17 protein-coding genes and 4 tRNA genes are annotated in these 24,541 nt (G+C 34.6%); 19 read left to right on the top strand and 2 right to left on the bottom strand.

Annotated features, from left to right (window positions below; translation table 11 throughout):
• Nucleotides 1-8 precede the first annotated feature (8 nt).
• The 16 genes from hpf to C8C85_RS03890 all read left to right on the top strand — a co-directional run bounded on the left by hpf (nt 9) and on the right by C8C85_RS03890 (nt 14,736).
• The gene (gene hpf, locus C8C85_RS03965; RefSeq protein ID WP_111411245.1) at nt 9-311 is read left to right on the top strand and encodes a ribosome hibernation-promoting factor, HPF/YfiA family; all 303 of its coding nucleotides are present in this window, start codon (nt 9-11) and stop codon (nt 309-311) included.
• A 91-nt stretch (nt 312-402) separates the two neighbouring features.
• Nucleotides 403-476, top strand: a tRNA-Thr gene (locus C8C85_RS03960).
• 30 nt (nt 477-506) lie between these two features.
• A tRNA-Tyr gene (locus C8C85_RS03955) sits at nt 507-587 on the top strand.
• Nucleotides 588-673: 86 nt separating this feature from the next.
• Nucleotides 674-745: transfer RNA gene (locus C8C85_RS03950), tRNA-Thr, on the top strand.
• Nucleotides 746-799: 54 nt separating this feature from the next.
• Nucleotides 800-1,987, top strand: a complete 1,188-nt coding sequence (gene tuf, locus C8C85_RS03945; protein WP_111411244.1) for an elongation factor Tu — start codon at nt 800-802, stop codon at nt 1,985-1,987.
• Between the two features lie 56 nt (nt 1,988-2,043).
• A tRNA-Trp gene (locus tag C8C85_RS03940) sits at nt 2,044-2,114 on the top strand.
• An 18-nt stretch (nt 2,115-2,132) separates the two neighbouring features.
• Nucleotides 2,133-2,330 (top strand): preprotein translocase subunit SecE, encoded by a 198-nt coding sequence (secE, locus tag C8C85_RS03935; protein ID WP_111411243.1) that lies wholly within the window; start codon nt 2,133-2,135, stop codon nt 2,328-2,330.
• Between the two features lie 9 nt (nt 2,331-2,339).
• Nucleotides 2,340-2,891, top strand: coding sequence for a transcription termination/antitermination protein NusG (gene nusG / locus C8C85_RS03930; RefSeq protein WP_111411242.1), 552 nt, complete (start codon nt 2,340-2,342; stop codon nt 2,889-2,891).
• A gap of 66 nt (nt 2,892-2,957) precedes the next feature.
• Nucleotides 2,958-3,395 (top strand): 50S ribosomal protein L11, encoded by a 438-nt coding sequence (rplK, locus tag C8C85_RS03925; RefSeq protein ID WP_035639405.1) that lies wholly within the window; start codon nt 2,958-2,960, stop codon nt 3,393-3,395.
• 13 nt (nt 3,396-3,408) lie between these two features.
• Nucleotides 3,409-4,098 (top strand): 50S ribosomal protein L1, encoded by a 690-nt coding sequence (rplA, locus tag C8C85_RS03920; RefSeq protein WP_039111376.1) that lies wholly within the window; start codon nt 3,409-3,411, stop codon nt 4,096-4,098.
• 22 nt (nt 4,099-4,120) lie between these two features.
• Nucleotides 4,121-4,621, top strand: a complete 501-nt coding sequence (gene rplJ / locus C8C85_RS03915) for a 50S ribosomal protein L10 (RefSeq protein ID WP_111411241.1) — start codon at nt 4,121-4,123, stop codon at nt 4,619-4,621.
• 94 nt (nt 4,622-4,715) lie between these two features.
• Nucleotides 4,716-5,087 (top strand): 50S ribosomal protein L7/L12, encoded by a 372-nt coding sequence (gene rplL, locus C8C85_RS03910; protein ID WP_111411240.1) that lies wholly within the window; start codon nt 4,716-4,718, stop codon nt 5,085-5,087.
• 276 nt (nt 5,088-5,363) lie between these two features.
• A complete protein-coding gene (rpoB, locus tag C8C85_RS03905) occupies nt 5,364-9,176 on the top strand; it encodes a DNA-directed RNA polymerase subunit beta (RefSeq protein WP_111411239.1) in 3,813 nt (1,270 codons plus the stop codon).
• A 239-nt stretch (nt 9,177-9,415) separates the two neighbouring features.
• Nucleotides 9,416-13,723: a DNA-directed RNA polymerase subunit beta' gene (gene rpoC / locus C8C85_RS03900; protein ID WP_111411238.1), complete on the top strand. Its 4,308-nt coding sequence runs from the start codon at nt 9,416-9,418 to the stop codon at nt 13,721-13,723.
• A gap of 63 nt (nt 13,724-13,786) precedes the next feature.
• Nucleotides 13,787-14,098: a DUF3467 domain-containing protein gene (locus tag C8C85_RS03895; protein ID WP_116795918.1), complete on the top strand. Its 312-nt coding sequence runs from the start codon at nt 13,787-13,789 to the stop codon at nt 14,096-14,098.
• Nucleotides 14,099-14,364: 266 nt separating this feature from the next.
• The gene (locus tag C8C85_RS03890) at nt 14,365-14,736 is read left to right on the top strand and encodes a hypothetical protein (RefSeq protein ID WP_116795917.1); all 372 of its coding nucleotides are present in this window, start codon (nt 14,365-14,367) and stop codon (nt 14,734-14,736) included.
• Between the two features lie 82 nt (nt 14,737-14,818).
• Here C8C85_RS03890 and C8C85_RS03885 read toward each other — a convergent pair whose 3' ends face one another.
• Complete coding sequence (locus tag C8C85_RS03885; RefSeq protein ID WP_116795916.1) at nt 14,819-16,408, bottom strand: peptide chain release factor 3; 1,590 nt, start codon at nt 16,406-16,408, stop codon at nt 14,819-14,821.
• 161 nt (nt 16,409-16,569) lie between these two features.
• Nucleotides 16,570-18,012 (bottom strand): alpha-amylase, encoded by a 1,443-nt coding sequence (locus C8C85_RS03880; protein ID WP_116795915.1) that lies wholly within the window; start codon nt 18,010-18,012, stop codon nt 16,570-16,572.
• A gap of 763 nt (nt 18,013-18,775) precedes the next feature.
• Between C8C85_RS03880 and C8C85_RS03875 the strand changes: the two genes are divergently transcribed.
• From C8C85_RS03875 to C8C85_RS03865, 3 genes are all read left to right on the top strand, one after another.
• Entirely contained in the window at nt 18,776-20,185 is a 1,410-nt protein-coding gene (locus C8C85_RS03875) for a peptidylprolyl isomerase (protein WP_410501035.1), read from the top strand.
• A gap of 79 nt (nt 20,186-20,264) precedes the next feature.
• Nucleotides 20,265-21,218, top strand: coding sequence for an AAA family ATPase (locus C8C85_RS03870; RefSeq protein WP_116795913.1), 954 nt, complete (start codon nt 20,265-20,267; stop codon nt 21,216-21,218).
• Between the two features lie 287 nt (nt 21,219-21,505).
• Nucleotides 21,506-24,274 carry a bifunctional aconitate hydratase 2/2-methylisocitrate dehydratase gene (locus C8C85_RS03865; protein WP_116795912.1) on the top strand — a complete coding sequence of 923 codons (2,769 nt, stop codon included), beginning with the start codon at nt 21,506-21,508 and terminating at the stop codon, nt 24,272-24,274.
• The last annotated feature ends 267 nt before the right edge of the window (nt 24,275-24,541 follow it).

Genomic DNA, 24,541 nt, shown 5'->3' with positions numbered 1-24,541 from the left:
GATTGATTATGAAGGTAAATGTTCATGCAGTTAACTTTACTGTTGACAAAAAGCTAGTAGATTTCGTTCAAGAGAGAATGGATAAATTGGAGAAATATTATGACAGAGTTGTCTCTTCGGATATTTTTATGAAAGTGGAAAAGACAAGTGAGAAGGAAAATAAAATTGTCGAAATAAAGATTAATGTTCCTGGAGATGATTTTTTGGTTAAAAAGCAGTGCAAAACCTTTGAGGAGGCAGTCGAACAATCAGCAGAATCTCTAGAGCGATTGCTGGTAAAACGTAAAGAAAAGTTAAGAACACATATTTAATTAAATTTTTTTTCAAAAAATGTTTTGATTAAAAGATAAAATCTCTACATTTGCAGTCCGTTAGAAATAGCGGACTTTTTTTATTGATATTGCCAGCGTAGCTCAGTTGGCTAGAGCAGCTGATTTGTAATCAGCAGGTCGTGGGTTCGAGTCCCTCCGCCGGCTCAAAAGGCAAAAATTATAATAAAAAAAGTTGGGGAGATACTCAAGCGGCCAACGAGGGCAGACTGTAAATCTGCTGTGTGAACTTCGCAGGTTCGAATCCTGCTCTCCCCACAAGAATTAATTTTAGATTGAAGGTTTAAGATTGTAGATTGAAAAAATCTAAAATTAGAAATCTAATCTCTTTAATCAAGGATTCTGCCGACTTAGCTCAGAGGTAGAGTGCTTCCTTGGTAAGGAAGAGGTCACGGGTTCAATTCCCGTAGTTGGCTCAAGTAAGTAGGAAATTGAAATAAATATATAAACTAGATTAAAAATTAAGTAAAATGGCAAAAGAAACCTTTAACCGTTCGAAACCACACTTAAATATTGGTACGATCGGACACGTAGATCACGGTAAAACTACTTTAACAGCAGCAATCACAAAAGTGTTATCTGATGCTGGTTACTGTCAAGCAAAATCATTTGATCAAATTGATAATGCTCCTGAAGAAAAAGAAAGAGGTATTACAATTAATACGTCACACGTAGAGTATGAAACTGCTAACCGTCACTACGCACACGTTGACTGTCCTGGTCACGCGGATTACGTAAAAAACATGGTTACTGGTGCTGCTCAAATGGACGGTGCTATCCTTGTTGTAGCTGCAACTGACGGACCAATGCCACAAACACGTGAGCACATCCTTTTAGGTCGCCAAGTAGGTATTCCTAGAATGGTAGTTTTCATGAACAAAGTGGATATGGTTGATGATGCTGAGTTATTGGAATTAGTTGAAATGGAAATCAGAGACTTATTGTCTTTCTATGAATATGATGGTGATAATTGTCCAGTTATTCAAGGGTCTGCTCTTGGAGGATTGAATAATGATCCAGCTTGGGTACCAAAAATTCTTGAATTGATGGAAGCTGTTGATAGCTGGATTGAAGAGCCGGTTCGTGATACTGAAAAACCATTCTTGATGCCAGTTGAGGACGTGTTTACAATTACAGGTCGTGGAACTGTTGCTACAGGTCGTATCGAAACTGGTATTGCTAATACAGGAGATGCTGTTGAAATCATTGGTATGGGAGCTGAGAAATTAACTTCTACTATTACAGGAGTTGAGATGTTCCGTAAAATCCTTGATAGAGGTGAAGCTGGAGATAACGTAGGTTTATTGTTAAGAGGTATTGATAAAGAATCTATCAAAAGAGGAATGGTTATCATTAAGCCAGGATCAGTAAAACCACACGCTACTTTCAAAGCTGAGGTGTATATCTTGAAAAAAGAAGAAGGTGGACGTCATACTCCATTCCACAATAACTACCGTCCACAGTTCTACGTACGTACAACTGACGTAACAGGGGTTATTACTTTACCAGAAGGTGTAGAGATGGTAATGCCAGGTGACAACTTAACTATCAACGTTACTTTGTTAAGCCCAATCGCAATGAGCGTAGGTTTACGTTTTGCTATCCGTGAAGGTGGTAGAACAGTAGGTGCAGGTCAGGTAACTGAAATTGTAGCTTAATACTATAATAAATACCAAAACCAGTGTCGTTTTGACGACACTGGTTTTTATTAACTACGGGCGTAGTTCAAGGGTAGAATAGCGGTCTCCAAAACCGTTGATGGGGGTTCGAATCCCTCCGCCCGTGCAAAATAAACTAATCACTATGACAAAAGTTGTTAATTACATATCAGAATCATTTGAAGAATTAAAATCAAATGTAACTTGGCCAGCTTGGGCTGAAGTGCAGCGTCTTACGATCGTTGTTGCTGTATTTTCAGTGGTATTCGCTTTAGCAACATGGGGAGTAGATGAGGTATTTGCAAAAGCATTAGCTGTGTTTTTTAACTGGATAAAAGCATAATTTTTTGTAATGGCAGATAATAATATAAAAAAGTGGTATGTCGTTCGTGCAGTAAGCGGACAAGAAAATAAAGTAAAAGCTTATATCGAAACGGAAATAGCTCGTTTGGGTATGAGTGATTATGTTTCACAAGTTCTTGTGCCTACTGAAAAAGTAGTTACTGTAAAAGAAGGTAAAAAATTATCCAAAGATAAGGTTTACTTTCCGGGATATGTTATGTTGGAAGCCAATCTTGTTGGAGAAATTCCTCATATTATTAAGTCTATTACAAGTGTTATCGGATTCTTAGGAGAAACTAAAGGTGGAGAGCCAGTTCCGTTAAGAATGTCTGAGGTAAATAGAATGCTAGGTAAAGTGGATGAGTTGGCTGTAAATACAGATACTCGTGCTATTCCTTTCAACATTGGAGAAACTATTAAAGTGATCGATGGTCCTTTTAATGGATTTAACGGTACAGTTGAAAAAATTAATGAAGAAAAGCGTAAACTTGAAGTAATGGTGAAAATTTTCGGAAGAAAAACACCTTTAGAATTGAGTTTTATGCAGGTTGAAAAAGTATAATTTTTGTTACATCTATAATAACCACTGCAATCGCTTCCAATGATTGTCGTGTTAAATTTTTTAAAAATGGCTAAAGAAATTAGTAAGGTAGTTAAACTACAAGTTAAGGGAGGTGCTGCGAACCCGTCGCCACCGGTTGGACCTGCTTTAGGAGCTGCTGGGGTAAACATCATGGAGTTCTGTAAGCAATTTAATGCTAGAACTCAGGATAAACCTGGCAAAATATGCCCAGTACAAATTACTGTGTATAAAGACAAATCATTTGATTTTGTTGTAAAAACTCCTCCGGCGGCTGTCCAGTTATTGGAAGCTGCAAAGCTAAAGTCCGGATCAGGTGAACCAAATCGTAAAAAAGTAGCTAGCGTTACTTGGGATGTTATCAAAGCAATTGCTGAAGATAAAATGGTAGATTTAAATGCATTCACAATCGAATCTGCTATGAGCATGATTGCTGGAACAGCTAGATCTATGGGTATAACTGTATCAGGAGATTCTCCTTTTTAATTAAGAGAAAGACATGGCAAAATTGACAAAAAAGCAAAAAGAGGCTGCTTCAAAAATTGAAAAGAACAAATTATACTCTTTAAAAGATGCTGCTGCATTGATAAAAGTAATTGCTTCTGCAAAATTTGATGAGTCTGTTGATATCGCTGTTAGATTGGGTGTAGATCCAAGAAAAGCGAATCAAATGGTGAGAGGTGTAGTAACCTTACCTCACGGTACAGGTAAAGATGTTAAAGTATTAGCATTGGTTACTCCAGATAAAGAAGCGGAAGCTTTGGCAGCTGGTGCAGACTATGTAGGTCTTGACGATTATTTACAAAAAATAAAAGACGGTTGGACAGATGTTGATGTTATCATCACTATGCCTGCTGTAATGGGTAAATTAGGTCCATTAGGTCGTATTTTAGGACCTAGAGGTTTAATGCCAAACCCTAAAACAGGTACTGTAACTATGGATGTTGCAAAAGCTGTTCAAGAGGTAAAAGCTGGTAAAATCGATTTCAAAGTTGATAAAACTGGTATCGTTCATGCAGGAATTGGTAAAGTTTCTTTTGGAGCTGAGCAAATTTATGACAATGCACACGAAATTATTCAAACATTAATCAAACTTAAACCAACTGCTGCTAAAGGTACCTATATTAAAGGTATACACCTTACAAGCACTATGAGTCCTGCAATTGCATTGGACCCTAAAGCAGTATAATTGGTAGTTAATAATTTTTAGTATGACTAGAGAAGAAAAATCAATCGCGATTGAAGATTTAACTGCACAGTTAGCTGGTACAAACATTATTTATGTATCTGATATTTCTGGGTTAGACGCAGAAACAACTTCAAACTTGAGAAGAGCTTGTTTTAAAGCAGGTATTAAATTAGAGGTAGTGAAAAACACTTTGCTTGCAAAAGCAATGGAAGCTTCAGATAATGATTATGGAGATTTACCTTCTGTATTGACAGGTAATAGTGCTATATTTATTTCAGATGTTGCAAACGCACCTGGAAAAATCATCAAAGATTTTAGAAAAAAATCTGCAAAACCTGTATTGAAAGGGGCTTATATCAATTCTGAAATTTACCTTGGTGATGATCAATTAGATGCATTAGCAACTATTAAATCTAAAGAAGAGCTTATCGGTGAAATCATCGGATTGTTACAATCACCAGCTCAAAGAGTTATTTCTGCTTTACAAAACCAATTCGCTGGTAGCGAAGAGGCTGAAGCATAATACTCAAAACAGGGAACTTAGTTTCCTTGTTGCTTAAAATAGCGCACAATAAATAAATTATATTTTTACAAATCATTTTAAAACGATAGAAAAAATGGCAGATTTGAAACAATTCGCAGAACAATTAGTTAATTTAACTGTAAAAGAAGTTAACGAATTAGCAACAATATTGAAAGATGAGTACGGTATCGAACCAGCTGCTGCAGCTGTAGTAGTTGCTGCTGGTGGTAGCGAAGGTGCTGCTGAAGAAGCTCAAACAGAATTTACAGTTGTATTGAAAGAAGCTGGTGCTTCTAAATTAGCTGTAGTAAAATTAGTTAAAGAACTTACAGGTTTAGGTTTGAAAGAAGCTAAAGATGTAGTTGATAGTGCTCCTAGCAACGTTAAAGAAGGTGTAACTAAAGAAGAAGCTGAAGGGCTTAAAAAATCTTTAGAAGAAGCTGGAGCTGTTGTTGAGCTTAAATAAGTTTAACTAGTTTTTGAAACAGGTTTAGGTCTTTGAGAGTATTCTCAAGGCCTAAACCATTTTTCGTATAATAAAATTATATCAAGTTTTATTATAAAATAGTTTAAAATACGAAAAGGTTTTTTTAATCAATACGAAGAAAGAAAATAATACAAGAGTCTATTTTATATTATTTTTAAAGAGGTATTGATTGTAAAAAGAAAGTATAGATTGTTTTATAAATTACTGTGTTTTACACACAAAACTACTTTTTTTTAATCAAAATTTTGTCCATTGATGATAACAAATCAGACTGAAAGATTGAATTTTGCCTCTACAAAAAATATTCCTGATTATCCAGATTTTCTAGATGTTCAGGTAAAATCGTTTAAAGATTTTTTCCAATTGGAAACCAAATCTGACGAAAGAGGCGACGAAGGGTTATACAACACCTTCATGGAAAACTTTCCAATTACAGATACAAGAAATAACTTTGTTTTGGAATTCCTTGATTACTTTGTAGATCCGCCACGTTACACTATTCAAGAATGTATTGAAAGAGGTCTTACTTATAGTGTGCCTTTAAAAGCAAGGTTGAAACTATATTGTACCGATCCTGAACACGAAGATTTTGAAACTATTGTGCAAGATGTTTATCTTGGAACAATACCTTATATGACACCAAGTGGTACTTTTGTTATCAATGGAGCTGAGCGAGTTGTGGTTTCACAATTACACCGTTCTCCTGGTGTTTTCTTTGGACAGTCATTCCATGCAAATGGAACAAAATTATATTCTGCGAGAGTTATCCCTTTTAAAGGATCTTGGATAGAATTTTCTACTGATATCAATAGCGTAATGTATGCTTATATCGATAGAAAGAAAAAATTACCTGTTACTACTTTATTCCGTGCAATAGGTTTCGAAAGAGACAAGGATATCCTTGAGATTTTCGACCTAGCTGAAGAAATTAAAGTTTCTAAGACAGGACTTAAAAAATATATTGGTAGAAAATTAGCTGCTCGTGTTTTGAACACTTGGCACGAAGATTTCGTTGATGAAGATACTGGCGAAGTTGTTTCTATTGAACGTAACGAAATAATCCTTGATAGAGATACTATTATCGACAAAGATAATGTGGAAGAAATCATCGATTCTAACGTTAAATCTATTTTGTTGCATAAAGAAGATAATAATCTAGTTGATTATTCTATCATTCACAATACATTACAAAAAGATCCAACAAACTCTGAAAAAGAAGCTGTTGAGCATATCTACAGACAATTGCGTAACGCAGAACCGCCTGATGAAGAAACTGCTCGTGGTATTATAGATAAATTATTCTTCTCTGACCAACGTTACAACTTAGGTGAAGTAGGTCGTTACAGAATTAATAAAAAACTTGGTCTTGATACTCCAATGGAAAAGCAAGTGCTTACCAAAGAAGATATCATTACTATTGTTAAGTATTTGATTGAATTAATCAACTCTAAAGCTGAGATTGATGATATTGATCACTTATCGAACCGTCGTGTTAGAACAGTTGGAGAACAATTGTCTCAACAATTCGGTGTTGGTTTAGCTCGTATGGCTAGAACCATTCGTGAGAGAATGAACGTTAGAGATAACGAGGTGTTTACACCAATAGATTTGATTAATGCTAAAACATTATCATCTGTTATCAACTCTTTCTTTGGAACAAACCAGTTGTCTCAATTTATGGATCAAACGAATCCATTGGCTGAGATTACGCACAAAAGAAGATTATCTGCACTTGGACCAGGTGGACTTTCGAGAGAAAGAGCTGGATTTGAGGTTCGTGACGTTCACTATACACACTATGGACGTTTATGTCCAATTGAAACTCCTGAGGGACCAAACATTGGTTTGATTTCTTCTCTTGGTGTTTATGCTAAAGTTAACGGAATGGGTTTCATTGAAACACCTTACCGTAAAGTAAATAATGGAGTTGTTGATTTAGAATCTACTCCTATTTATTTAAGTGCCGAAGAAGAAGAAGGAATGTTAATTGCACAAGCAAACATTAAAATGGATGCTACTGGTAAAATCACTGCCGAAAACGTAATTGCGCGTCAAGAAGGTGATTTCCCTGTAATTGATCCTTCTCAAGTACATTATACAGACGTTGCTCCAAATCAAATTGCTTCGATTTCTGCTTCTTTGATTCCTTTCTTGGAACATGATGATGCGAATAGAGCATTGATGGGATCTAACATGATGCGTCAGGCCGTACCATTGATACGCCCTGAAGCTCCAATTGTTGGTACCGGTTTAGAGCGTCAAGTAGCTTCAGATTCTAGAGTGTTAATAAACGCTGAAGGAAATGGAGTTGTTGAATACGTTGATGCAAATATCATCACTATTAAATACGATCGTTCTGAGGAAGAAAGAATGGTAAGTTTTGAATCTGATGAGAAAACTTACAACTTAATTAAATTTAGAAAAACCAATCAAGGAACAAGTATCAACCTTAAACCTATCGTAAGAAAAGGGGATAGAGTGATTCCTGGTCAAGTATTGTCTGAAGGATATGCTACTCAAAATGGAGAATTAGCTTTAGGTAGAAACCTTAAAGTTGCGTTTATGCCATGGAAAGGATACAACTTTGAGGATGCGATTGTTATTTCTGAAAAAGTGGTTCGTGACGATATCTTTACCTCTATTCACGTTGATGATTATTCATTAGAAGTTAGAGACACAAAATTAGGTAACGAAGAGTTAACGAATGATATACCAAACGTTTCTGAAGAAGCTACAAAAGATTTGGATGAAAACGGTATGATTAGAATTGGTGCCGAGGTTAAACCTGGTGACATTCTTATCGGTAAAATTACTCCAAAAGGGGAATCAGATCCTACTCCGGAAGAGAAATTGCTTCGTGCAATCTTCGGGGATAAAGCAGGTGATGTAAAAGATGCTTCATTAAAAGCCTCTCCTTCTTTACACGGTGTAGTTTTAGATAAAAAATTATTTGCAAGAGCAGTAAAAGACAAACGTAAACGTACTCAAGATAAAGATGCTTTAGGAGCACTTGAAATGGAGTTCGAAGTTAAGTTTGTTGAGCTTAAAGATAAATTGATTGAGAAACTTTTCAATATCGTAAACGGAAAAACTTCTCAAGGTGTAATGAATGATTTGGGTGAAGAAGTTTTACCAAAAGGTAAAAAATATACTCAAAAAATGCTTTATGCTGTTGAGGATTTCGCTCACTTAAGTAAAGGTCAATGGGTTGCAGATGATGTAACTAATAAAATGGTTAATGATTTGATTCATAACTATAAAATTAAATTGAACGATTTACAAGGTGCTTTACGTAGAGAGAAATTTACAATTACTGTTGGAGATGAATTGCCATCAGGAATTTTGAAATTAGCTAAAGTATATATTGCTAAAAAACGTAAACTGAAAGTTGGGGATAAAATGGCGGGACGTCACGGTAACAAAGGTATTGTTGCTCGTATTGTTCGTCATGAAGATATGCCTTTCCTTGAAGACGGAACACCGGTTGATATCGTGTTGAACCCACTTGGGGTACCTTCTCGTATGAACATCGGACAAATCTATGAAACAGTTTTAGGTTGGGCTGGTATGAATTTGGGTAGAAAATTTGCTACACCAATTTTTGACGGTGCAACTCTTGATCAAATCAATGAATTGACTGATGAAGCTGGAGTACCACGTTTTGGACATACACATCTTTATGATGGTGGTACTGGAGAGCGTTTCCATCAAGCAGCAACTGTTGGTGTAATTTACATGCTTAAATTAGGTCACATGGTTGATGATAAGATGCACGCACGTTCTATTGGTCCATACTCGTTGATTACTCAACAACCACTTGGAGGTAAAGCTCAATTTGGAGGTCAGCGTTTTGGAGAGATGGAGGTTTGGGCACTTGAAGCTTATGGAGCATCAAGTACACTTCGTGAAATCTTGACTGTTAAATCTGATGATGTTATAGGTAGAGCCAAAACTTACGAGGCAATCGTGAAAGGTGAGTCTATGCCAGAACCAGGATTACCAGAATCATTCAACGTATTGATGCATGAATTGAAAGGTCTTGGACTTGATATTCGTTTAGAAGAATAAATTAAAATTTAGTAGTAATCAGTCCGATTTTTTTCGAGACTGATTACTCATTTTTACGAGTTTTTAGGATTTATGCCCGTGACCCGTTCCGATTTTTCATAATACTTTAAATGTTTTGTGACTAGCACTTCAAAATTTAGTTTGAAGTTTAGAGAAGTAATTCGAGGTAGTAGAATTGTAGCATTGCTAAGTATCTACAAAATCAATTTTTAATTGCAAATAAATCAATAGTAAAAACTATGATGAATAATAGAAATAATAAAGATAAGAATCCTGTAAAAAGATTTGATAAAATTTCAATAGGATTAGCTTCTCCTGAATCGATCTTGAAAGAGTCAAGGGGTGAAGTTTTGAAACCTGAAACTATCAATTACAGAACTCACAAACCAGAGCGCGATGGTCTTTTCTGCGAAAGAATTTTTGGACCAGTTAAAGATTTTGAGTGTGCTTGTGGTAAATATAAAAGAATACGTTACAAAGGAATTATCTGTGACCGTTGTGGTGTAGAAGTTACGGAGAAAAAAGTACGTAGAGATAGAGTAGGACACATCAACCTTGTTGTGCCTATTGCTCACATCTGGTATTTCCGTTCTCTTCCTAATAAAATTGGTTATATCCTTGGTCTTCCATCTAAGAAATTAGATATGATTATCTACTACGAAAGATATGTAGTTATTCAGCCAGGTATTGCTAAAAATGCAGATGGTGAATCTATTGAAAGATTAGATTTCTTGACAGAAGAAGAATATTTGAATATTTTAGATACTCTTCCTGCAGATAATCAATATTTAGATGATTTTGATCCAAATAAATTTGTTGCCAAAATGGGAGCAGAGTGTATTATGGATTTATTGGCTCGTATTAATCTTGACGAATTGTCATATGATTTAAGACATAAAGCGAATAACGAAACATCAAAACAACGTAAAACAGAAGCGTTAAAGAGACTGCAAGTTGTAGAATCTTTCCGTGAGTCTACTTTGAACAGAGAAAATCGTCCAGAATGGATGATTATGAAAGTGATTCCGGTAATTCCACCAGAATTGCGTCCTCTTGTGCCTCTTGATGGAGGTCGTTTTGCAACTTCAGATTTGAATGATTTATACCGTCGTGTAATCATCCGTAACAATCGTTTGAAAAGATTAATCGAGATTAAAGCTCCTGAAGTAATCCTTCGTAACGAAAAACGTATGTTGCAGGAATCTGTAGATTCACTTTTCGATAATACTCGTAAAGCTTCTGCAGTAAAAACGGAATCAAACAGACCTTTGAAATCATTATCTGATTCCTTAAAAGGTAAACAAGGACGTTTCCGTCAAAATTTACTTGGAAAACGTGTGGATTATTCTGCTCGTTCGGTAATTGTTGTTGGACCTGAATTGAAATTGTTTGAATGTGGTTTGCCAAAAGATATGGCTGCTGAATTATACAAACCTTTTGTTATCCGTAAATTGATAGAAAGAGGAATTGTAAAAACAGTAAAATCTGCTAAGAAAATAATTGACAAAAAAGAGCCTGTAGTATGGGATATTCTTGAAAATGTAATTAAAGGTCACCCTGTATTACTAAACCGTGCTCCTACTTTGCACAGATTAGGTATTCAAGCTTTCCAACCAAAATTAATTGAAGGAAAAGCAATCCAATTGCACCCTTTAGTTTGTACTGCATTTAATGCGGATTTTGATGGGGATCAAATGGCGGTTCACTTACCATTAGGACCGGAGGCTATTTTGGAAGCACAATTGTTAATGTTGGCTTCTCACAATATCTTGAACCCTGCAAATGGTGCACCGATTACAGTACCTTCTCAAGACATGGTACTTGGTCTTTATTATATGACCAAAGAGCGTTTGTCTACACCAGAGCTTAAAATTTTAGGAGAAGGAATTACATTCTATTCTGCTGAAGAGGTTAATATCGCATTGAACGAAGGAAGATTAGAATTGAATGCTCGTGTAAAAATTAGAGCTAAAGATTTTAATGAAGCTGGAGAATTAGTGTATCAAATTATCCAAACAACTGCTGGACGTGTATTGTTTAATGAAGTAGTACCTGAAGCAGCTGGATATATCAATGATGTATTGACTAAGAAAAACTTAAGAGACATTATCGGACACGTATTAAGTTCGACTGATGTTCCTACAACAGCAGCTTTCTTGGACAATATGAAAGATATGGGTTATAAATTTGCATTCAAAGGAGGATTGTCATTCTCTCTTGGTGATATTAGAATCCCAGAACAAAAACCAAAATTAATTGCAGATGCCAGAGAGCAAGTTGAAGGTATTTCTGCAAATTATAACATGGGGCTTATTACCAATAACGAACGTTACAACCAAGTTATTGATGTATGGACTTCAGCAAATGCTCAATTGACAGAGTTGGCAATGAAAAACATTAGAGAAGACCAACAAGGTTTCAACTCTGTGTATATGATGCTTGATTCTGGAGCAAGGGGTTCCAAAGAACAAATTCGTCAGTTAACCGGTATGCGTGGTTTGATGGCTAAGCCTAAAAAATCTACTGCTGGTGGTGGTGAAATTATTGAAAACCCGATTCTTTCTAACTTTAAGGAAGGTCTTTCTATCCTTGAGTACTTTATCTCTACTCACGGTGCTCGTAAAGGTCTTGCGGATACGGCTTTGAAAACGGCCGATGCTGGATACTTAACTAGAAGATTACATGACGTTTCTCAAGATGTTATTGTTAACATCGAGGATTGTGGTACTCTTAGAGGTATTGAAGTTTCTGCTTTGAAGAAAAATGAGGAAATTGTTGAATCATTAGGAGAAAGAATCTTAGGACGTGTTGCATTGCAAGATGTAATTAATCCTTTAACAAGTGAGATTTTAGTTCATGCTGGTGAGCAAATCACAGAAGCATTAGTGAAAGGTATCGAAGCTTCTCCAGTGGAGAAAGTAGAAGTGCGTTCACCATTAGTTTGTGAGGCTACTAAAGGTATTTGTGCTAAATGTTACGGTAGAAACTTAGCTACTGGTAAAATGACTCAAAGAGGTGAGGCAGTTGGTGTAATTGCAGCACAGTCTATTGGAGAGCCAGGTACACAGTTGACATTACGTACTTTCCACGTTGGAGGGGTTGCAGGAGGTATTTCTGAAGAATCTAGTATTATAACTCGTTTTGCGGGTAAACTGGAAATCGAAGATTTAAAAACTGTTAAAGGTGAAGACAGTGAAGGTAATTCAGTAGATATTGTAGTTTCTCGTTCAACAGAATTAAAATTAATTGACGAAAAAACAGGTATTTTATTAAGTACCAATAATATTCCTTACGGTTCAAGTATTTTTGTAGGTGACGGTCAGTCTGTTGCTAAAGGAGATGTGATCTGTAAATGGGATCCATATAATGGGGTTATTGTTTCTGAGTTTACCGGTAAAATTGCTTATGAAGATTTAGAGCAAGGACAATCGTTCATGGTTGAGATTGATGAGCAAACTGGTTTCCAAGAAAAAGTAATTTCTGAGTCAAGAAACAAAAAATTAATTCCAACTTTATTGGTTTACGGTAAAGAAGGAGAGTTAATCCGTTCTTACAACTTACCGGTTGGAGCTCACTTGATGGTTGAAAACGGGGAGAAAATTAAAGCTGGTAAAGTTTTGGTTAAAATTCCACGTCGTTCATCTAAATCTGGGGATATTACAGGAGGTTTACCAAGAATTACAGAGTTGTTAGAGGCTCGTAATCCTTCAAACCCAGCTGTAGTTTCAGAGATTGATGGTGTTGTTTCTTTTGGAAAAATTAAAAGAGGTAACCGTGAAATCGTTATTGAGTCTAAATTTGGTGATATTAGAAAATACTTGGTTAAATTATCAAGTCAAATTTTAGTACAAGAAAATGACTTCGTAAGAGCTGGTGTTCCTTTGTCTGATGGTGCAATTACTCCAGATGATATTTTGAGAATTCAAGGACCTGCTGCTGTTCAACAGTATTTAGTGAATGAAATTCAAGAGGTATACCGTCTTCAAGGGGTAAAAATCAACGACAAGCACTTTGAAGTAGTAATACGTCAAATGATGCGTAAAGTTAGAGTTCAAGATCCAGGAGATACTTTATTCTTAGAAGATCAATTGATTCATACCAAAGATTTTATCGTTCAAAACGATAATTTATATGGAATGAAAGTAGTTGAAGATGCTGGAGATTCAAGTATTTTAAAACCAGGTCAAATCATAACGCCACGTCAGTTGCGTGATGAGAATTCATTATTGAAGCGTACAGATAAAAACCTTGTTGTGGCACGTGATGTAATTACAGCAACTGCAACACCTGTATTACAAGGTATTACTAGAGCTTCTCTTCAAACTAAATCATTTATTTCTGCTGCTTCTTTCCAAGAAACAACAAAAGTATTAAACGAAGCTGCCGTTGCAGGTAAAGTTGATTTATTAGAAGGATTGAAAGAAAATGTAATTGTAGGACATAGAATCCCAGCCGGTACCGGTATGAGAGAATATGATAATGCAATTGTAGGATCTAGAGAAGATTATAATGATATGATGGCTAATAAAGAAGAATATATTTATTAATTCTTTTCCTCAATGTTCTCTCTCTGCTTATGTAGGGAGAGAATTTTGATAAAAATAACTTTTATGAGCAATTCTAAACAACAACAAGAGCAGATAAACATAGAATTAGATGAAAAAGTAGCCGAAGGAATTTATTCCAATTTGGCTATAATTAATCATTCTTCATCTGAATTTGTATTAGATTTTGTATGCATTATGCCGGGTGTTCCAAAAGCAAAAGTGAAATCAAGAATAGTTTTGACTCCACAGCATGCGAAAAGATTGCTCAAGGCGTTGGGTGAAAATATTCACCGTTTTGAAGTAACTCATGGTGAAATCAAAGAGGTTGAACAACCTGCGATTCCCATAAATTTTGGTCCAACTGGACAAGCATAATTTGAAAAATGAAGACTCCAGAAATGGAGTCTTTTTTTATTTATAGAAATATTGTTGTCAAATATATTTAATAAATATGTTCTGAATTTTGTGTTGAATTTTGATTTGTCTGGAAAGATTAATTTCACTCTATTGTACTCAGTTTCACGTTTTTTTGTACTTAAACGGGTTTTTTGACCCTTTGGCGACTTTTTTTTTTTTGAGTTGTCTATTCAAGTACTTTCGCGGCCTGTTGATATTTCTTATTTCATCACGGACGAAAAAAAATGAGTGGAATTTTTAAAATAGTAAAAAAGAGTAATAATAAAATTCAATTTTTGATTTTAGTTATTTTTGTTTTGTTTACTAGCTCTACTGTTTTTGCACAAAAGTCTGATTTTTCGATTTCTTCAAACGAAGTTGCTATAAATCAAAATGGTAGTTCTGATGATACAACTCCTGTAAGAGTATCAACTTCAGAATCGAATTCAAATATGAATTTTATTTTGTGGTTTATGGGAACGAAAGAAGATGTCAATGGTACTATATCTAATGATTCGTCTTACTCTAAAAAAAGTGTTATAACTTCGGGTAGAGAGCCAAATCATTTATTGATAAAAACGCTTTTAAAAAAAGCGATAAATATTAAATCTTGTTAGAATTTAGGGTTAAATTTAATTTGTATAAACAAAAAACGCCAACTTTATGTTGGCGTTTTTTTTGTTTATATTTATGATGAATTTAATCAAATTCAGAGGTGAAAAATAATTTAACACTTGGATATTTACTTTGTGTCATTTGAATGGTAAAATCAGAATCCGCAAGAAATACTAATTGATTGTATTTGTCTTTTGCTAGAAATTTTTGCTTTATGCGTTTGAATTCTTTAAACTCTTCATTCTTTGCATCATCAGGTTTTACCCAACAGGCTTTGTGAACCGGGAAATTTTCATAGGTACATTTTGCACCGTATTCGTGCTCCAATCGGTATTGAATAACTTCATATTGTAACGCTCCGACGGTTCCAATAACTTTTCGATTGTTCATTTCTAATGTGAATAATTGAGCTACACCTTCATCCATTAATTGATCGACTCCTTTGTCAAGCTGTTTGGCTTTCATTGGATCGGCATTATTAATGTATCTAAAGTGCTCAGGAGAAAAACTTGGAATTCCTTTGAAACTCATGATTTCTCCCTCGGTCAAAGTATCGCCAATTTTGAAATTTCCAGTATCGTGTAATCCAACGATGTCTCCAGGATATGAGATGTCAACTATTTCTTTTTTCTCAGCAAAAAAAGCATTTGGACTTGAGAATTTCAAGTTCTTTTTCTGGCGAACATGATAGTAAGGTTTGTTTCTTTCAAAAGTACCGGAAACGATTTTTATAAAAGCCAAACGGTCTCTGTGTTTAGGATCCATGTTGGCATGGATTTTAAATACAAATCCAGACATTTTTTCTTCTTTTGGGTCAACTAGTCTAGTTTCGGAATCTTTTGGTCTAGGCGATGGCGCGATAGCTACAAAACAATCTAACAATTCTCGAACTCCAAAATTATTTAAGGCAGAGCCAAAAAAGACAGGTTGTAATTTACCGTCCAAATAATCTTGGCGATCAAATTTTGGATAAACCTCGTCTATTAATTCTAATTCCTCACGTAAACGTTCAGCAGGTTTTTGACCAATTATTTTTTCTAATTCAGGATTTTGAACATCAGAGAAAGCGATTGTTTCTTCAATGTTTTTTCGACTATCACCACTAAATAAATTGATATTTTGTTCCCAAAGATTGTAAATACCCTGAAAGTCATACCCCATTCCGATTGGGAAACTTAGTGGAGTAACTGTTAATCCAAGTTTTTGTTCCACTTCGTCCATTAAGTCAAATGCGTCTTTTCCTTCACGGTCTAATTTATTGATAAAAACAATGATTGGAATTTTACGCATTCTACATACGGCAACTAGTTTTTCTGTTTGTTCTTCGACACCTTTGGCGACATCAATTACAACAATTACACTATCAACAGCAGTTAACGTTCTAAATGTGTCTTCAGCAAAATCCTTGTGACCAGGTGTGTCAAGAATGTTTATTTTTTTTTCTTTGTAATTAAAGGCCAAAACAGAAGTGGAAACAGAAATTCCTCTCTGACGCTCAATTTCCATGAAATCGCTCGTCGCTCCTTTTTTTATTTTATTATTTTTAACCGCACCAGCTTCTTGAATAGCTCCTCCAAAAAGAAGTAATTTTTCAGTTAGTGTTGTTTTTCCGGCATCGGGGTGTGAAATAATCCCAAAAGTGCGTCGTCTTTGTATTTCTTTTAAAAAACTCATATTTTTATATCAATAGTTTGCAAAAGTACTATTTATAAATTCTATATAAAAAAATATAGTTATAATAAAAGAGGTAGTTATATGCTCATTATTGTGATTGTTCTAAAAAAAACAAAAAAAGCTACCCATATCGGATAGCTTTAATTTGTAAATAAGCAGTATTAGATGTTTAGTGACCAAACAGTATAACTTTTTGGCGGACATTGTATTTTTACCCATTGATCTCCTTGAGTTGTAGGATACCAAGTAGAATTTCCTGTAAAGTCTTTGATTTGTTTTGAACTCCAATTAGTTTGAATCCATCTTTCCAAGGTAGCTGTAGAATTATTAATGTAAACTACTAATCCAGGATTGCCATTATAACCATTTCTTCGGGCGATATATTCGTCGTTATCAGCATATAATATTGAAGTATTTCCTGTTGCTTTGTTGTTGTGTATCCAGATAAGATTGTTCAATTTTGCTTTATTAAGCCATTCTTCATAATCTCTGTAAAAAATTGTTGGGTAACCTTCATGAGTAAGAATGTATGCATAGGCTAATTCTTTTGCCCAAATTTCATCAGTATCGTGATTGGTTACAAAAGTGACTGCTTTATATGGATTTCTTTTCCACATCATGTCGTCGGTCAATAAATTTAGATTATTTCCATCAAAGGCGTCATTCATTTTATAATAGCAAGCAAAATCGAATACTGAACTGTTTGCGTTATTCGCCCAGTCATTCAGAACGTTTACATTGGAATCCCACAATTCTCCAACAGAAAATCCACCAACATTTGCATTCCAGTCTCTTATTACCCAGGAGCCGAAACCTTTAACGTAGTCAAATCTCCATCCGTCAAATTTCATGGTGTTTTTGTAATATTTACCTACACCGTCTGTTCTTTTCCAAAGCCAATCTTGCACATTTGGTGCGGCATGACATAAATCTGGAAATCCTCCAAATGCACCTTCGTCATTGTTGCCGAAGGAATTTTTGTAAAAATCGGCATATGTTCTTTTGAATTTTCCAGAAGCTATCCCCGTAAAATTTGTCCAAGTGTTAGTTCCTGTAAATGGATTGGCTTCAGATGCTCCTCCACTGTTGTGGTTGATTACAATGTCAGCATAGACTTTCATGTTTTCGGCATGAGCTTTTGTGATTAAATTGACTAATTCAGTTTTTGAACCAAAACGAGTTTCTACAGAACCATTTTGATTATAATCTCCAAAATCAAAATAATCGGTAGGATCATATCCCATTGAGAAAGCTCCATTTTGAGCTTTGGAGGCTGGCGGTAGCCAGATTGAGCCAATACCTGCATTTCCCCAAGCTGTTACTTTTGTTCCGACAGTATTCCACCAATTTCCACCGGAAGGGACATCCCAGTAAAAGGCTTGCATCATTACACCTCCTCCAGGATTGTCAACATATTTTCCAGTAAGAGATGTTTTTGAAATTCCGAGGCTAAATGGGCGACCGTCATGTGTTGTCACATTTATAACCTTGAAAGGTGTTGTGGCTGATGTGTCTGAATTAGTGATTTCATCCGATGAATTGCACGAATAAAGTCCCGCCAGTAGAGCGGTTAATAAAAGCATTTTAAAAATTGGTTTCTTCATAATTTGGTTAATTTAAGGTTAGTAATTGGTTTTTTTGGGTTTAATAGAGATTTTGTGCTTATGAAAATCTGTTTTAGTTTTGAGCTTTTTTTTCTTTTTTAATTAGCTGTAAATTATCAGATTAACTTTTTAGCGTAGCGAATGTATTTAAAATGTAATAAGATTTGTAATTTTTTTACTTCAGAAGACTACTACAACGATGTAGTGTTTATAAATTATTGTAAAATGCTATTAATTAGCGGCTTATACATTTGTTTTTTAGGTATTCTGATTTTATCAAATGTTTTTTGAAGGATTAGTAAAAAGATAAAACATAATTTAACTGACTTAAAGTATTAATTTGATATTTTAAATAGCAATAAATGTTAATTCAATAAATTAGGTATAATGAATGAAATGAAAAAAACAGTTTATTATAAGGTATTAATCAGAATTTTTTAAGATTTTACTTTTTCGAAGTAGAATCTGATTTTTGAATTGGAAACTATGGATAAATGCGCATTGAGGAACTTAATAATTTTTTGTTAATACTACTAAGGAAACTTGTTTAATGCAATCGAATTGTTATTTTTGTTCGGTTTAAATTCCGAAAATTGTAAGTATTTTGTTGAATTAATGTCTTTTAATTCTGAGGAGCTTAAGGTAAATAAACTTGATTTGTTTTAAAGTGTTCTATTTAAGTAGGATGCGGTTTATTCGAAACAAACTCTATTTAAAATAATAATAATATAAAATATAAAAAATGCCTTCAAAAATTGTACAAATGAAATCCATAACCAACAAAGTTATGCTGACTTTTTTTCTTTTGTTTTCTGCTTTAACCTTTGTAAATGCTCAAGAAGTTATAAAAGATAGTGTTGTTGCTGTTGCAAAACCAGTAGTTCCTTCTGGAAAAAAACTTAAGATTGATGGAGTTGTAGCAACAGTTGGGGATTATATTATTCTGGATTCTGATATTGATAAAGGTTTTTTGGAGATTACGGCTCAAGGAGGTTCTACGAAAGACGTAAGTCGATGTCAAATTTTAGGTAAATTGTTAGAGGATAAATTGTATGCCCACCAAGCGGTTCAGGATAGTATCATAGTTAGCGATTCTGAAGTAAAAGGGATGATGGACGAAAGATTAAGCTATATGATCGAGCAAATTGGATCTATGGATAAGTTAGTAAAATACTATCAAAAGGATTCAGAGGAAGAGTTTAGAACTTATTTCTTTGATGTTTTGAAAGAGCAGAAACTTACTGGAGAAATGCAAAAGAAAATTGTTGAAAAAGTTGAAATAACTCCAGAAGAAGTTCGTGAATTTTTTAAAAAAATACCAACTGCAGATTTGCCAGTTTTTGGTGCGGAATTAGAAGTGGCTCAAATCGTGATAAAACCAAAAGTTACGGAAGAGGATAAGAAAAAGGTAATTGATAAACTGAATAGTTTTAGAAAAGAATGTCTTGAAGGAGCGAGTTTTGCAACTAAAGCAGTATTGTATTCAGAAGATCCAGGATCCAGTAAAAATGGAGGGTATTATAAAATGACCCGTAAAACTCCTTTTGTCAAAGAGTTTAAAGATGTAGCTTTCAGTCTTGCCGAGGGAGAAATTTCAGAACCTTTTGAAACTATTTATGGGTATCATATAATTTATGTGGAAAAGATTAAAGGCCAGGAAATTGAATTGAGACATATATTGATATCTCCAGTAGTTTCTCAAGAATCTTTGAAAGAGGCTAAAGAGAAAATTACTTTGATAAGAAAGAAAATTGAGGATAAAGAAATCACTTTTGCGGAAGCGGCAAGAACAATGTCCGATGAAAAAGAGACAAGAGCTAATGGTGGAACTTTGGTAAATCCTAAAACACAGGACACGCGTTTTGAATTGACTAAAATGGATCCTTCTATATATAGTCAGGTTTCTAATTTGAAAGACAACGAAATTTCAATGCCGTTTTTAGAAGATGTTCAGGGGAAAAAAGATTATAAAATTATGATTGTAACCAACAGAATAGATTCGCATACTGCTGATTATGCTAAGGATTATATCAAGATTAAAGATCTAGCCTTAAAAGAAAAACAATTTAAAGCGATTGGAAAATGGTTTGACACTAAGATAAAGGACACTTATATTAAAATAGTTGATGAATATAAAGATTGTACTTTTGTAAATAATTGGGTTAAAAAATAATTTCCATTAAATAAATAAAAAGAGTTAGTTTTATGTTTTCATAGAGCTAACTCTTTTTAATTTTAAAAAAAAATATAAAATGTCGGATGTAACTGCGATACAAAATTTAGTTGAAAAGCGTAACGAATTAAAAAAAGAAATTGCCAAAATTATTGTTGGTCAAGAAGCGGTTGTTGATCAAATTTTGCTTTGTATTTTCTCAGGAGGTCATGCCTTGTTGGTTGGAGTTCCTGGACTGGCCAAAACTTTATTGGTAAATACATTGGCGCAAGCTTTAGGGTTGGATTTTAAAAGAATTCAATTTACGCCAGATTTAATGCCGTCGGATATATTAGGAAGTGAAATATTAGATGAAAACAGACAGTTTAAATTTATAAAAGGACCTATATTTTCCAATATTATTTTGGCTGATGAAATCAATAGAACTCCTCCAAAAACACAAGCGGCTTTGTTAGAAGCAATGCAAGAAAGATCGGTTACGATTGCTGGCGCCAATCATAAATTGAGTTTGCCTTATTTTGTATTGGCTACGCAAAATCCTATTGAGCAGGAAGGAACTTATCCTTTACCTGAAGCGCAATTAGATCGATTTATGTTTGCCATAAAATTGGAATATCCTTCTTTTGAGGAAGAAGTTCAAGTAGTGAAGCGTACAACTGCAGATTCTAATGTAAAGATAAATGCATTGTTTACAGCTCAAGAAATTATAGATTTTCAGCATTTGATTCGTCGAATTCCTGTAGCGGATAATGTAGTTGAATATGCCGTAACATTGGTAAGTAAAACGCGTCCTGATAATGCACTTTCGAATGGTTTTGTGAAAAATTATCTGGATTGGGGTGCTGGGCCAAGAGCTTCTCAGAATTTGATTTTGGCGGCCAAAGCCAATGCTGCTTTTCATGGTAAGTTCTCTCCAGATATAGAAGATGTGAAAGCAGTTGCAACTGGAATATTAAGACACAGAATTATTAAAAACTACAAAGCTGATGCTGAAGGAATTTCTGAGGAAATGATAATTGATAAGCTGATTTAAAAGTAAAAAATAAGAAATTATTGAAAAGTGTTATGTTCCAATAGGAATGTAGCACTTTTTGTTTTAACAATAGTTTTTATTTTTGTTAAAATCCAATTTTGAAATTGCTGAATTTGTAAAATTGATAGGCGAAATATGCGTATTTCTTATTTTAACACATCAAAATCTTTTATTTTGCAATAATAATTTTTAAAAATGGCACATCCATTAAATTTTTTTTAATTATCAGCTTTAATTCCTAAATTTGCGTACAAAAAAAATAAAAATACCAATAAAAGACTTCTGTTATGACTTATAAGGATTACATTCAAGAGATTGAAGAAAGAAAAAACCAAGGGCTTAACCCGAAGCCAATTGATGGTGCTGAATTGCTAAGCGAAATCATTGTACAAATTAAAGATTTGAATAACGAGTACAGAGAGGATTCTCTTAAATTCTTTATTTATAATGTTGTACCAGGAACTACTCCTGCTGCTAATGTTAAAGCTAATTTTTTAAAAGAAATCGTTCTAGGTCAATCAGTAGTTGCTGAAATTACTCCTGCTTTTGCGTTAGAGTTGTTGTCACACATGAAAGGTGGAACTTCTATAAAGGTATTACTTGATTTAGCTTTAGGTAATGATGTTGCTATTGCAAAACAAGCTGCTGAAGTTTTAAAAACACAAGTTTTTCTTTATGAGGCCGATACAGATCGTTTAGAAGCAGCTTTCAAAAGTGGTAACGAGATAGCTAAGGATATTCTAGAGAGCTACGCTAAGGCTGAGTTTTTTACTAAATTACCTGAGATTGCAGAAGAAATTAAGGTAATTACATATATTGCTGGTGAAGGAGATATTTCAACTGATTTACTTTCTCCAGGAAACCAAGCGCACTCTCGTTCAGATCGTGAACTTCATGGAAAATGTTTAATTTCTCCTGAAGCACAAACAGAAATTAAAGCATTAGCAACAGCTAATCCTGATAAGAGCGTGATGTTAATCGCTGAAAAAGGTACTATGGGTGTGGGTTCTTCAAGAATGTCAGGTGTAAACAACGTGGCGCTTTGGACTGGAAAACAAGCAAGTCCATATGTTCCATTTATTAATATTGCTCCAATCGTTGCGGGAACAAACGGTATTTCTCCAATTTTCCTAACAACTGTTGATGTTACCGGTGGTATTGGTCTTGACCTTAAAAACTGGGTAAAAAAGCTTGACGAAAATGGTAACGTTGTTCGTAATGAAAGCGGTGATCCTGTTCTAGAAGAAGTATACTCTGTTGCTACTGGTACTGTTCTTACAATTAACACAAAAACAAAAAAACTTTATAACGGCGATAAAGAATTAATAGATATTTCTAAGGCATTTACTCCTCAGAAAATTGAATTTATAAAAGCTGGTGGTTCTTATGCTATCGTGTTTGGAAAAAAATTGCAAACATTTGCTTCAAAGACTTTGGGTATTGATATCTTCCCTGTATATGCTCCATCAAAAGAGGTTTCTATTGAAGGGCAAGGTCTTACAGCTGTAGAAAAAATATTCAATGCAAATGCGGTTGGAACAACTCCAGGTAAAGTTTTACACGCGGGTTCTGATGTTCGTGTTACCGTAAATATTGTTGGTTCACAAGATACAACTGGTTTGATGACTTCTCAGGAATTAGAGTCTATGGCTGCTACTGTGATTTCTCCAATTGTTGATGGTGCTTACCAATCAGGTTGTCACACAGCTTCAGTATGGGATAATAAATCGAAAGCAAATATTCCTAGATTAATGAAATTCATGAACGACTTCGGATTGATCACAGCTCGTGACCCGAAAGGCGTTTATCATTCAATGACGGATGTAATTCACAAAGTACTTAATGATATTACTGTAAACGAGTGGGCTATCATCATCGGTGGTGACTCTCATACAAGAATGTCTAAAGGTGTTGCTTTTGGTGCTGACTCAGGAACTGTTGCTCTTGCATTGGCTACTGGTGAAGCTTCAATGCCAATTCCAGAATCAGTAAAGGTAACTTTCAAAGGAGACATGAAAGGGTATATGGATTTCCGTGATGTGGTTCATGCTACACAAGCTCAAATGCTTAAAACATTTGGTGGAGAAAATGTATTCCAAGGAAGAATTATTGAGGTTCACTTAGGAACTCTTAATGCGGACCAAGCATTTACGTTTACAGATTGGACTGCAGAAATGAAAGCGAAAGCTTCTATCTGTATTTCTGAAGATTATACTTTGATCGAATCACTAGAGATGGCGAAAGGTAGAATTCAGATTATGATCGACAAAGGAATGGATAACAAAAATGAAGTTCTTAAAGGATTGATTGCTATAGCTGATAAGAGAATCGCTGAGATTATATCAGGTGAAAAACCAGCACTAAGACCAGATGCAAACGCTAAGTATTACGCTGAAGTAGTCGTAGATCTTGATGTGATTGCTGAACCAATGATTGCAGATCCAGATGTTAATAATGCTGATGTTTCTAAAAGATATACTCACGATACTATCAGACCTCTATCTTTCTATGGAGGGGTTAAAAAAGTAGATCTTGGATTTATCGGTTCTTGTATGGTTCACAAGGGAGATATGAAAATTCTAGCTCACATGCTTAAAAATATTGATGAGCAAGAGGGTAAAGTAGAGTTTAAAGCACCACTAGTTGTAGCTCCTCCTACTTATAATATTGTTGATGAATTAAAAGCAGAAGGTGACTGGGAAATTTTACAAAAATATTCTGGTTTCGAATTCGACGATAACGTTCCTAAAGCTGCAGCACGTACTTCATACGAAAATATGTTGTATCTAGAGCGCCCTGGTTGTAACCTTTGTATGGGTAATCAAGAAAAAGCTGCCAAAGGAGATACTGTAATGGCAACATCTACACGTCTTTTCCAAGGAAGAGTTGTTGAAGATACAGAAGGTAAAAAAGGAGAATCATTACTTTCTTCTACTCCAGTTGTAGTTTTGTCTACAATCCTTGGTAGAACTCCAACTATTGAAGAATATAAAACTGCAGTAGAAGGAATCAACCTAACTAAGTTTGCACCTTCTCATAAGTTATTAGTTAAATAATTTACATAATTAGTTAATTATAGTTTAAAAGCCTGAGTCTTATGATTCAGGCTTTTTTTATGACTATCCGCGATTCACAGCATTAAATTTCGAACTCATGATACAAGAAATGGCGCTAACTACTGATAGTCACAGGGCAAACGCATGAGTTGTTTTTACCGCAGATTCGCAGATTTTAATTGAAATTTCTATACCGAATTAACCGCTTTCAGCGGAATTAGCGCAAATTGATTTCTTTAAAATCCAAAAAAATCAGCTTTCCAATAA

The sequence above is a fragment of the Flavobacterium sp. 103 genome, assembly GCF_003096795.1.
Lineage (GTDB): Bacteria > Bacteroidota > Bacteroidia > Flavobacteriales > Flavobacteriaceae > Flavobacterium.
The sequence above is the reverse complement of the archived record's forward strand: the minus strand, read 5'-3'. Positions and strand labels throughout refer to the sequence as shown.

Bases quoted from the DNA above. Each gene is read 5' to 3' on its own strand.
- hpf (WP_111411245.1), top strand. From the start codon at position 9: ATGAAGGTAAATGTTCATGCAGTTAACTTTACTGTTGACAAAAAGCTA.
- tuf (WP_111411244.1), top strand. From the start codon at position 800: ATGGCAAAAGAAACCTTTAACCGTTCGAAACCACACTTAAATATTGGT.
- secE (WP_111411243.1), top strand. From the start codon at position 2,133: ATGACAAAAGTTGTTAATTACATATCAGAATCATTTGAAGAATTAAAA.
- nusG (WP_111411242.1), top strand. From the start codon at position 2,340: ATGGCAGATAATAATATAAAAAAGTGGTATGTCGTTCGTGCAGTAAGC.
- rplK (WP_035639405.1), top strand. From the start codon at position 2,958: ATGGCTAAAGAAATTAGTAAGGTAGTTAAACTACAAGTTAAGGGAGGT.
- rplA (WP_039111376.1), top strand. From the start codon at position 3,409: ATGGCAAAATTGACAAAAAAGCAAAAAGAGGCTGCTTCAAAAATTGAA.
- rplJ (WP_111411241.1), top strand. From the start codon at position 4,121: ATGACTAGAGAAGAAAAATCAATCGCGATTGAAGATTTAACTGCACAG.
- rplL (WP_111411240.1), top strand. From the start codon at position 4,716: ATGGCAGATTTGAAACAATTCGCAGAACAATTAGTTAATTTAACTGTA.
- rpoB (WP_111411239.1), top strand. From the start codon at position 5,364: ATGATAACAAATCAGACTGAAAGATTGAATTTTGCCTCTACAAAAAAT.
- rpoC (WP_111411238.1), top strand. From the start codon at position 9,416: ATGATGAATAATAGAAATAATAAAGATAAGAATCCTGTAAAAAGATTT.
- C8C85_RS03895 (WP_116795918.1), top strand. From the start codon at position 13,787: ATGAGCAATTCTAAACAACAACAAGAGCAGATAAACATAGAATTAGAT.
- C8C85_RS03890 (WP_116795917.1), top strand. From the start codon at position 14,365: ATGAGTGGAATTTTTAAAATAGTAAAAAAGAGTAATAATAAAATTCAA.
- C8C85_RS03885 (WP_116795916.1), bottom strand. From the start codon at position 16,408: ATGAGTTTTTTAAAAGAAATACAAAGACGACGCACTTTTGGGATTATT.
- C8C85_RS03880 (WP_116795915.1), bottom strand. From the start codon at position 18,012: ATGAAGAAACCAATTTTTAAAATGCTTTTATTAACCGCTCTACTGGCG.
- C8C85_RS03875 (WP_410501035.1), top strand. From the start codon at position 18,776: ATGAAATCCATAACCAACAAAGTTATGCTGACTTTTTTTCTTTTGTTT.
- C8C85_RS03870 (WP_116795913.1), top strand. From the start codon at position 20,265: ATGTCGGATGTAACTGCGATACAAAATTTAGTTGAAAAGCGTAACGAA.
- C8C85_RS03865 (WP_116795912.1), top strand. From the start codon at position 21,506: ATGACTTATAAGGATTACATTCAAGAGATTGAAGAAAGAAAAAACCAA.